At 40.8% G+C, this 9,516-nt stretch carries 10 protein-coding genes; 3 read left to right on the forward strand and 7 right to left on the reverse strand.

Going from position 1 to position 9,516, the window contains the following annotated elements; all coding sequences use genetic code 11:
- Positions 1 to 31 precede the first annotated feature (31 nt).
- The 3 genes from E1176_RS11470 to E1176_RS11480 form a co-directional block, all read right to left on the reverse strand.
- A complete protein-coding gene (locus tag E1176_RS11470; protein ID WP_155210752.1) occupies positions 32 to 1,216 on the reverse strand; it encodes an aspartate aminotransferase family protein in 1,185 nt (394 codons plus the stop codon).
- Between the two features lie 33 nt (positions 1,217 to 1,249).
- Positions 1,250 to 2,074, reverse strand: a complete 825-nt coding sequence (locus E1176_RS11475; protein ID WP_155210753.1) for an OmpA family protein — start codon at positions 2,072 to 2,074, stop codon at positions 1,250 to 1,252.
- Between the two features lie 123 nt (positions 2,075 to 2,197).
- Positions 2,198 to 3,709 (reverse strand): MFS transporter, encoded by a 1,512-nt coding sequence (locus E1176_RS11480; RefSeq protein WP_155210754.1) that lies wholly within the window; start codon positions 3,707 to 3,709, stop codon positions 2,198 to 2,200.
- Between the two features lie 42 nt (positions 3,710 to 3,751).
- On the opposite strand from E1176_RS11480, the gene E1176_RS11485 reads away from it, so the two are divergent.
- Entirely contained in the window at positions 3,752 to 3,946 is a 195-nt protein-coding gene (locus tag E1176_RS11485) for a PspC domain-containing protein (protein WP_155210755.1), read from the forward strand.
- A gap of 8 nt (positions 3,947 to 3,954) precedes the next feature.
- Here the strand turns inward: E1176_RS11485 and E1176_RS11490 are convergent, their stop codons facing one another.
- Genes E1176_RS11490 through E1176_RS11500 form a run of 3 tightly spaced genes read right to left on the reverse strand, consistent with a single transcriptional unit; the run spans position 3,955 to position 6,510 of the window.
- Complete coding sequence (locus E1176_RS11490) at positions 3,955 to 4,389, reverse strand: hypothetical protein (RefSeq protein WP_155210756.1); 435 nt, start codon at positions 4,387 to 4,389, stop codon at positions 3,955 to 3,957.
- A 57-nt stretch (positions 4,390 to 4,446) separates the two neighbouring features.
- On the reverse strand, positions 4,447 to 5,679 hold the full coding sequence (locus tag E1176_RS20955; protein WP_155210757.1) for a DnaJ domain-containing protein: 1,233 nt from the start codon (positions 5,677 to 5,679) through the stop codon (positions 4,447 to 4,449).
- 24 nt (positions 5,680 to 5,703) lie between these two features.
- Positions 5,704 to 6,510: a prolipoprotein diacylglyceryl transferase gene (locus tag E1176_RS11500; protein ID WP_155210758.1), complete on the reverse strand. Its 807-nt coding sequence runs from the start codon at positions 6,508 to 6,510 to the stop codon at positions 5,704 to 5,706.
- A gap of 87 nt (positions 6,511 to 6,597) precedes the next feature.
- On the opposite strand from E1176_RS11500, the gene E1176_RS11505 reads away from it, so the two are divergent.
- Both E1176_RS11505 and E1176_RS11510 read left to right on the forward strand, forming a co-directional pair.
- Positions 6,598 to 7,449: a DMT family transporter gene (locus tag E1176_RS11505; protein WP_246206005.1), complete on the forward strand. Its 852-nt coding sequence runs from the start codon at positions 6,598 to 6,600 to the stop codon at positions 7,447 to 7,449.
- 40 nt (positions 7,450 to 7,489) lie between these two features.
- Positions 7,490 to 8,242: a YebC/PmpR family DNA-binding transcriptional regulator gene (locus E1176_RS11510; RefSeq protein ID WP_155210759.1), complete on the forward strand. Its 753-nt coding sequence runs from the start codon at positions 7,490 to 7,492 to the stop codon at positions 8,240 to 8,242.
- 71 nt (positions 8,243 to 8,313) lie between these two features.
- Here E1176_RS11510 and gap read toward each other — a convergent pair whose 3' ends face one another.
- Complete coding sequence (gap, locus tag E1176_RS11515) at positions 8,314 to 9,300, reverse strand: type I glyceraldehyde-3-phosphate dehydrogenase (protein ID WP_155210760.1); 987 nt, start codon at positions 9,298 to 9,300, stop codon at positions 8,314 to 8,316.
- Positions 9,301 to 9,516 lie beyond the last annotated feature (216 nt).

The raw sequence follows: 9,516 nt of genomic DNA on the forward strand, positions 1-9,516 counted from the left end.
TATTTTTTCGCGATCGCTCTGATCTTACTGCTTAAAGGTGATCAAAAGCCTCTTGAATGGTCTTGCAAGCCTCTTTTATTTCTTCTTCGGTAATCGTCAAAGGAGGAGCTATTCTAAAACTATTTGGGCAGGAAAGAAACCAAAAGCAGATCAGTCCATGATCAAGGCAATATTTTACAATTTTATAAACCTCCTCATCAGTTTCAAATTCAATCGCAAACATTAAGCCTTTTCTTCTTATTTCTTTCACTTTAGGGTGGCTGAGTAAAGATTCAAATAACTCTCCTTTTGGCTCAACCTTACTAAGCAGTCCTTCATCTTCAATTACTGACAGGGTAGCGTGAGCTGCTGCACATGAAACAGGGTTTCCTCCAAAGGTGGTGATATGGCCCAACATAGGTTCATGCGTAAGAGTTTGCATGATTTCGTAAGATGAAATAAAGGTGCCTATAGGTAAGCCGCCACCAAGTGCCTTCGCAGAAGTCAAAATATCAGGTACTACATTATAGTGCTCAAAGGCAAACATTTTACCTGTTCTACCTACACCAGTTTGTATTTCATCAAAGATTAATAATGCACCGGTATCATCACATTTTTTTCTCAGGGCCTCAAGGTATTTCTGTGTTGCTATCCTTACACCGGCATCTCCTTGTATTGGCTCAAAAATTACACAGGCCGTGCGATCAGTAATTTGATCAAGATCTGCATGATGATTAAAGTTGATAAATCGTACATCTGGCAGCAAAGGTCTAAATGCTTGCTTTTTTACCTCATTGCCAGAAACGCTTAAGGAACCGTGAGTACTGCCATGATAGGCACCTCTAAATGATACAATTTCAGTTCTGCCCGTGTATCTTTTGGCTAATTTCAGGGCTCCTTCATTGGCCTCAGTACCGCTATTGGTAAAGTAGCAACAGTTGAGTTGAGGAGGTAGGAGAGAGACCAGCTTTTCTGCCAGTTGGTTAGGAGAAGATTGTACAAACTCACCATACACCATCACATGCATATGACTATCTACCTGTTTTTTAACGGCTTCAATTACCCTCGGGTGCTTATGCCCCAAATTACTGACGGCTATACCTGAGATAAGATCCATATAGCGCTTACCTTCTGGTGAGTATAAATAAATGCCTTCCGCTTTTTCTATATTAATAAGAAATGGAGAGCCTGTGGTTTGGGCTATATTTTTAAGAAATGTATCGTGACTAAATTGCATGCTGCAAATCTAGCAATAAAGCATTTTTCTCAATTAGAAAACTTTAAAATCGACCCTACGGTCCATTTCTCTTTCCTCTTTGGTTTTGCTGGTACTATCTGCTTTTTCTTCTCCATAGCCAATTACAGATATCCTGTCGTCTGGTACACCCATATCAAGCATAAGTTGCCTTATTTTCTCTACTCTCTGAATCGAGAGCTGCACATTATAGGAGTCACCTCCGCTGGCATCGGTGTGCCCTTCAATAAGTAACATGCGACCTTGCAGCGCGTACTCTACAGCGATTAAGAACGGTTCCATATCAACCACGGAGAATTCGTCATCATCGTATAGAAAATACAAAGGTTCCAGCTCTTGTGGGAAATTCTCATTGGCTATTCTATCGGCTACTTCTTCTCTTATACGCTCGTGATCCTCGCTTGATGGGGGAGGTATGTTATTTTTTTTCAGTACATCATCCTCAATGTCGTGCTTCTCCTCTATGGTCAGGTCTTCAAATTTCTCCTCTGTTGTTTTTTCAGGAGCAGGTGCTGGCTTTGGTTTAGGTTGTGGCTTAGGCTTTGGCGGGGGCGTATCATTTGGGTCAACCTCTGCCAGGGCAGTAGAAGATGATTTAGAAGAGGCCTTAGGTGTGCTTTGCCAAAAGAATGTAGGCTTCTTTTTACTTTTTCTGGCTTTGCGTTTAACCAGACGGTCACACTGCTTTTTGGCAGTGCGCAGCTTGCCTTTATAATTGTAAGAGAAAAAATTCTGCGAATGCTTTGACCTAAAGCGGTTATTTGATGAGCACGAGGCCATAAGAAGCATCGTGAGTAAGATGCCAATAGTGTATATCCGTAGTGATCTTCCGGAAAGCATAACTACAAAGTTAAGTAATCAGGCCTCTCATACAATGGAAGCCGTCATAATGTAATGGTCTTTAGTGTTTCTACAGGGTAAATTATATAACCCTTTTCTAAGTAACCTAAATTGTACCAATTTTTATCGTTTTATAGAAAAATATGCAATAAAAACGCTAAGCCCGGCTAAAATAGTAGCGATTAGTGCCGACTGCTTAAAGGAATCTATGAAAGCGTAATCAATTGCGGCCTCAATTTTCTGCTGATTAACCGCAGTGGCAGCTTTCGGTGGCTTAGCTTCTGCCAGTTTTGGGATTTCTCTCTCCAAAGCCTGTGTTACTTCTGCGGAAAGGTTTAGGGATTGGGTTCGTTCTTTTAAAGAATTTTCGAAAGAGATAAGTGCAAAAGCACCAATTACCGCGATGGCAAGCACACCTGCGGTTCTTGAGATGGTATTGTTTACTCCGGAGGCAGTGCCGGTATTTTTTTGAGGTACTGCTCCCATTACAGCTGTGGTAAGTGGGGCGACTGTTATACCCATGCCTACACCTAATACAATGATTGCGGGTAGGTAAGTCGACCAAAACTCCGAAGGCCCGGTTGTAAGATCTGGTATGCTAAATAAGTAGAACCCTATGGCGGTAAGTGCAGGCCCAATAATTAATGGAGGCCTTACGCCAACTCGGTCAGCCCAGGCGCCTGACCACCTTGACATAAAGGCTATAAGTAAGCCAAAGGGCAGCATCGTTAAACCTGCAATTTCTGCAGGGTAGCCCTGTACCTGTATTAAATTAAGAGGAAAGAAGAACAGAAACCCACCGAGTGCACCATAGACAAACAGTGTTATTATATTAGTGCTGCTAAAAATTTTTGATTGGAATAAAGAAAGAGGCATCATGGGGTGACTCGACCTTTTCTCATGGATAATAAATAGGATCAAACATAGTAAGCCTCCTGCAAGTGAAATGGCAATCCTTGAGCTATCGAATCCGTAGTTGGGTGCTTCAATAAAGCCATAAGTCAAGCCACCCAATGAAAGTGTGGCGAGAACAGCACCCAGTACGTCTATTTTCTTGGCAGATAATTCTTTAGACTCTGGTATTTTGTAGAGAAAGTAGAGTGAAATAAGAGCTAATGGCACGTTGATGAAGAATACGACCCTCCATAACCCCATACCAGCCAGCCAACCTCCCAGTGCCGGGCCAAATACTGTTGTCATGGCACTAAACATCGACCATGTGCCTATGGCCCAGCCTCTTTTATTTTGAGGGAATAAGGCCGTAATTAATGATAAACTGCCAGGTACCATGAGGGCTCCGCCTACACCCTGCACACATCGGGAAATAATTAGCATCATCGGGCTTGTAGAAACTCCACAGACAATAGAGGACATAGTAAAAAACAGTATGCCAACTCCAAATACCCGTTTTCTACCAAAAATATCGCCTATTGAGCCTCCAACGAGTAGCAAAGCAGATAGAAATAAAGCGTAGCCGTTGACAATCCATAATAACTCTGACCCGCTGATGTTTAGGTCTTGTTGAAGCGCAGGTAAGGCCACATTTAGTGCAGTAGAGTCTATGAAGGCCATACTTGACGCCAGAATTGTGCTTATTAGTACAGCTTTTTGTTTTGGTTTTGAAAGGTCGCTCATAGCATTTAAATTGCCTGAATTTAATACATATTACTAAAAGTTATGCAATATAGAAGACGACTCACAAGGTCGAGGAGGTATAAAGTAATTGCAGGTGTGTGTGCCGGACTGGCACAATACTTCGGATGGGAAATAGATAAAACCAGATTGGTTTATATTTTGATTTCAGTTTTTAGTGCAGCGTTTCCTGGACTGTTGATTTATCTTATTTTATGGTTTGTAATGCCAGAAGAGTAAATGATGACTTAATTTTCTCCGTACATTTCTAGAAACTCTTCCACTTCTTTTCTTACTTCAGAGGTTGATTTGCCATCAAATGGGGCTGTGGCTATGGCTTTGAATAGTTCTCCTACAATGTAGCTTCTAAAACCTAATTTTGCGGCATAGATGCCTGCTACTTCGAGTTCTATATCTTCTACTACATTATCTAAATAAATCATATGTACCAGGTGGTAAATAGCCTCCATTCGGTCGACCCGGGATTCTGGTATGACAAATTCGAGTTTATCGAAATTATCTTCAATATGGTGAAGGTCATCTTGAGAAAGGTTGAGTTGAGCACTCCACTTTAACAAGCAGGCTACATACTTACTTTGCACACTCTCTTCGCCCAAAAAAAGAGATAAAATATTAAAATAACTCTGCTTAATTGATGTTAATTCTGCTTCGCCAAGATTCATTGTCTATAATTAGTTATATCGAATTTTAATTATAACAAATTGAAATGATAATTACAGCTATTGACAGTATTTATTTAGTTCTGATCGACTTTGAAGGTGGCCTCTCTCCAAGGCACGTTGCCAATCCAGACACGCTCGCTCGTTCAGGCCCAGGTTGCGTTTGCATGAGGCTCTCATGAAATAATTTTCTGCAATGGCAGGTCGCAAAAAGATAGCCCAGTTATAATCGGTCATAGCCTCTTCGTAGTTTCTGGTTTTTAAATTGAGGCGGGCTCTCTCCTGAAAAAGTTCATGATAAAAGTCAGGTAGGCTATTTGGCTTTACTATCAGTTCAAACGCCTCACCATAGGTAGAACTTTGCAGTTCTTTGAAGAGTAATTTCGCTTCGTCATAATAGACTAAGGCTTTTTCAGGGTTGTTTAGATTTTTATTATAAATTCTGGCCATTCTTACCACAAGCCGCATATTATTTTTGTCTCTTTCAAACACCCGGTCAAGGGCCATAAGCGCTTTTTCGTAGTCAGCCAATCGATAATAAGCCTCTGCCAGCATATTCCAGGTTTTGAGCTTCATAGGCCGCTCGTAGTCTTTTACCACCTCCAGTTTGGTAATGGCATCTTCATACAACGCCTGCTGGTAACTTGACGATGCACTATTCCAGAGAGTCGTGATCATCCTTTCTTTTTCGTTATAGAAGGTACTCTCAAATGGATTTTTCTGATCGAGTTGTATGATCTGGTCGATGGCTAATCTATACTTGCCTTCATCAAATAATTGTTGCGCTTCATTTAGTGCGGCTTCATTTTGCTGGGCGATTTTCAGTTTCTTCTGATCTTCCATATGGGCCCAAAACTTATTCATGGCAATGATAGCTACACTGAGCAGGATCATAGCACCAAGAGTGATCACCTGTATTTTAAAGTAGTTTTTATCTACTTTGTAGGTTGGAGCTTCTTTATATTTCGGAGCCGTTCGCCAATTATATGCCCCGTATCTGTCATAAACAGATTTTTCTTTTTTTGGCTGACCCGGTCGAGCTGGCCTATGTTGGGTAAAAGTGGTTGTACTTTGCGCACTACTATAGCTGAGTAAAAAATCGTAACGCTTGCGTTTGTCTTCATCCGAAAGAATTTGATAGGCTTCATTTACCTGTTTGAAGTACTCTTCGGCTGCAGTATTCTCAGGGTTCTTGTCAGGGTGATATTTTAGAGCCAGCCGCTTGAAGGCAGATTTTATTTCTGAGTGGGTGGCACTTTTGGATATGCCCAATATTTGGTAGTAATTAAGCATTATTAAAAATAACGATTTTAAATGCTATTTGGAGGTCACGCCTACTCTTTTTTTGAGTTTTATATAGAAATAAATGGTGATTGATAAGATTATTAAGGAAATGAATTGTGAGTGAGAGAGCCAACCATCAATGACATAGCCACGACTTACATCACCTCTGAAGATCTCTATGATAGAGCGACCTACAGAATAAAACATGAGGTAAAGCAAGAATAACTGCCCTTCAAATTGCTTATTTTTCTTAATTACAAGAAGCGTTACTAAAATGACTGAGATCAACCCGATGCTGTAGAGTTGGGTGGGATGTAAAGGGATGTTGGTCGGAGCCAGACACTCTTCATTGGTGAAAACTACTGCCAATGGGCCATGCCACTCAATACCATGACAGCAGCCTGCCATAAAACAACCAAGCCTACCAAAAGCATGCACAATACAAGTGGTGACAGCCATAATATCCAACATTGGGAGGGTTGTCAGTTTGTGATACCTGAAAAACAGGAGCATGGAAGGAATGCAGAATAGTAATGAACCATAAAAGACAAAGCCTTTACCACTTAAAAGATTGGCCATATTATTATTGTAATAGGCTGGGTTTTCGAAATAAAGAAAAACCTTACCGCCTACAAAAGCAGCTAGTAAGAGCAATAAGAACAGGCTATTGACCTTGTCCAATGACAGGTCAAACTTTTTTCTCGATTGTACAGCCACATAGGTTACGCCAAGAAGGGCGCCAATCACTATAAAAAAACCATAAGAATAGGCTGTGAACGATTCGCCAAGGAAGCCATGAAGAAATTCAGGAAGGGGTATCTCAAAAAGAATAGGATACATGCCGGCAGTGTTGATTAAAAAATGTCTATTAAAGAGTCGTTTCAAATATAATTTTCCTTTCTCAGTCTTTTAGTAGTTATTTGCGAAATGTTTTCGAAGGGGGTGAAGTACATGCTGTTGGCTACATTCTTTTTCGCTCTGATGAATGTCTTTGTGAAAATGGTGCCAAATATCCCTGCGGTAGAAATTGTGTTCTTTAGATCTATCGTTTCCTTCGTTTTAAGCTATATTTTTCTGGCACACCAAAAGGTGAGTGTTTGGGGTAAGAATAAAAAAATACTACTATCCCGAGGTTTAAGCGGGGCCGTTGCGCTGATTTTATATTTTACCACTTTGCAGGTAATACCCTTGGCAAGTGCCGTTACCATACAGTTCTTGTCACCAATTTTCACCTCCATATTAGGTGTGTTTATTGTAAAGGAAAAAGTAAAGCCATTGCAGTGGTTGTTTTTTCTACTGGCCTTTGCCGGGGTCGTGATGGTGCAAGGCTTCGATCCGCGAATCACAACTTTCTACCTCGTCATTGGAGTTGTTTCCGCCTTCTTTTCAGGGTTGGCCTATAATTTTATCAGAAAACTCAATCATACTGAGCATCCTTTGGTTATTGTGTTTTACTTTCCTTTAGTGACACTACCCATCACAGGTATTTACTCAGCTTTTAACTGGGTGCATCCGGAGGGTTGGTGGCAGTGGTGTCTGCTTCTTCTTATTGGTATTTTCACACAGATTGCACAATATTTTATGACCAAGGCGTACCAGTCTGAAGAGCTTTCTAAAGTGGCAAGCCTTAAGTACCTCGGCATTATCTATGCGCTTGGTTTTGGCTGGGTGTTCTTCGATGAGACCTTCAACTTTATGACTTATATTGGTATGACGGTGGTGCTACTAGGGGTAGTTCTTAATATTTGGTATAAGCACCAGCTCTCCTCTAAAAAATAATTATTTTTGTATCTAAGCACTATTTAAATTTCTAAGCAAGATGGCAGGACATAGCAAGTGGGCCAACATTAAACATAGAAAAGGAGCCCAGGATAAGAAACGAGGAAAAATTTTTACTAAACTCATAAAGGAGATCTCTGTAGCAGCGCGTGAAGGAGGGGGAGATGTAGAGACTAACCCGAGACTTAGGCTGGCAGTGCAAAATGCCAAGGGGCAGAATATGCCCAAAGACAATATTGAGCGCGCTATAAAAAAAGCAACTGGCTCAGAGTCTGTAGAGTATTTTGAGCCCACATACGAAGGTTATGGGCCACATGGTGTAGCTGTTTTTGTAGAGTGCGCTACAGATAATTTAAATAGAACAGTAGCCAGTGTAAGAGCCACTTTTTCTAAAAATGGGGGTAGCCTGGGTGTAAATGGATCTGTTGACTATATGTTTGATCGAAAAGGCATATTTCTGGTAAAGCTGGAAGAAGGTTACAGCGAAGACGAAATAGAACTTGATTTGATTGATGGTGGGGCTGAGGAGCTTGAGTTCAATGAAGATTACCTACACATAACCACGGCCATGGAAGATTTTGGTAATATGCAGACCAAACTGGATGAGTTGGGCATGGAGGTAGAATCTGCCGAGCTTCAGCGCATACCAACCATGATGGTAGACCTCGCTGACGAAGAATTTCAACAGGTGATGAAGTTAATAGATATTTTAGAGGATGATGATGACGTGCAAAAAGTATATCACAACCTAAATGCCTCTGACGAACAAATGGCTTTGCTATCTGAAGACTAGTTTCAGATTAGTTATAAATAAGAAAGGCTACCCAATCGGGTAGCCTTTCTTGTTTAAACTGTATTGCGTAATTAAGCAATCTTAGCGATTAAGTCAGCTACTCTGTTTGAGTAACCAGCCTCATTGTCGTACCAGCTTACAACTTTTACCAAATTACCATTAGCAGAAGTCATACCAGCATCAAAAATTGATGAGTGAGAATCTCCAACGATATCAGAAGAAACAATTGGATCTTCAGTGTATTTAAGAATTCCCTTCATTGGGCCTTCAGCGGCTGCTTTCATTGCCGCATTGATTTCTTCAGCAGTAACTTCTTTGCTTAAAGTACAAACCAAGTCAGTAAGAGAGCCGGTTGGGGTTGGTACACGCACTGCGTTACCATCTAATTTCCCATTAAGATCAGGTAAAACCAAACCAACAGCTTTAGCAGCACCAGTAGATGTTGGTACCATGTTGATGGCAGCAGCTCTTGCTCTTCTTAAGTCCTTATGAGGACCGTCCTGAAGGTTTTGGTCAGCAGTGTATGCGTGGATTGTTGTGATGAAACCTTTCTCAAGGCCAAAGTTATCGTGTAATACTTTAGCTACAGGTGCCAGGCAGTTTGTAGTACAAGAAGCGTTAGACATTACTTCTTCACTTCCTGTAAGTATATCATCATTTACACCTAATACTACTGTAGGGATATTGCCTTTGGCAGGAGCAGAGATAACTACTTTTTTAGCGCCAGCTTTTATATGTTTCTTAGAACCTTCTTCATCAACAAATCTACCAGTAGACTCGAGTACGATATCAACACCAAGGTCGCCCCAAGGTAATTCTTCAGGATTACGCTCTGCAGTTACTTTTATAGTCTTTCCGTTTACGGTAAAAGAATCTTCAGTGAACTCAACAGTACCGTCAAACTTTCCATGTATAGAGTCGTACTTAAGCAGGTGAGCCAATGTGGCTGTGTCTGTCAAGTCGTTGATGGCTACTACTTCGATATTGTCTTTTGCCAATAAAGCTTTGAAAGCAAGGCGGCCGATACGACCGAAACCATTTATTGCTACTTTAGTCATTGTTGTGAGGTGTTAAAGATTATATAGTTAATTTTAGAGCGCCAAATTTACATGAGTTGCTAGGTAAAACCAATTATCTAATGCCATTTAAGTGGGGCTGGATAGAAATGAAGATTTTTTTAAAAAATTTTCAGGTCAAGTTTTGCAATTAATATTTCACCATATATATTTGCAACTCGTTAATCAAAACGGCCCGTTCGTCTAGGGGTTAGGACG

The organism is Fulvivirga aurantia (assembly GCF_009711475.1).
In the GTDB taxonomy this organism is placed as follows: Bacteria; Bacteroidota; Bacteroidia; order Cytophagales; family Cyclobacteriaceae; genus Fulvivirga; species Fulvivirga aurantia.

Excerpts from the sequence above, each read along its gene's own strand:
- E1176_RS11470 (WP_155210752.1), bottom strand. The coding sequence starts at position 1,216 with ATGCAATTTAGTCACGATACATTTCTTAAAAATATAGCCCAAACCACA.
- E1176_RS11475 (WP_155210753.1), bottom strand. The coding sequence starts at position 2,074 with ATGCTTTCCGGAAGATCACTACGGATATACACTATTGGCATCTTACTC.
- E1176_RS11480 (WP_155210754.1), bottom strand. The coding sequence starts at position 3,709 with ATGAGCGACCTTTCAAAACCAAAACAAAAAGCTGTACTAATAAGCACA.
- E1176_RS11485 (WP_155210755.1), top strand. The coding sequence starts at position 3,752 with ATGCAATATAGAAGACGACTCACAAGGTCGAGGAGGTATAAAGTAATT.
- E1176_RS11490 (WP_155210756.1), bottom strand. The coding sequence starts at position 4,389 with ATGAATCTTGGCGAAGCAGAATTAACATCAATTAAGCAGAGTTATTTT.
- E1176_RS20955 (WP_155210757.1), bottom strand. The coding sequence starts at position 5,679 with ATGCTTAATTACTACCAAATATTGGGCATATCCAAAAGTGCCACCCAC.
- E1176_RS11500 (WP_155210758.1), bottom strand. The coding sequence starts at position 6,510 with ATGTATCCTATTCTTTTTGAGATACCCCTTCCTGAATTTCTTCATGGC.
- E1176_RS11505 (WP_246206005.1), top strand. The coding sequence starts at position 6,598 with ATGTTTTCGAAGGGGGTGAAGTACATGCTGTTGGCTACATTCTTTTTC.
- E1176_RS11510 (WP_155210759.1), top strand. The coding sequence starts at position 7,490 with ATGGCAGGACATAGCAAGTGGGCCAACATTAAACATAGAAAAGGAGCC.
- gap (WP_155210760.1), bottom strand. The coding sequence starts at position 9,300 with ATGACTAAAGTAGCAATAAATGGTTTCGGTCGTATCGGCCGCCTTGCT.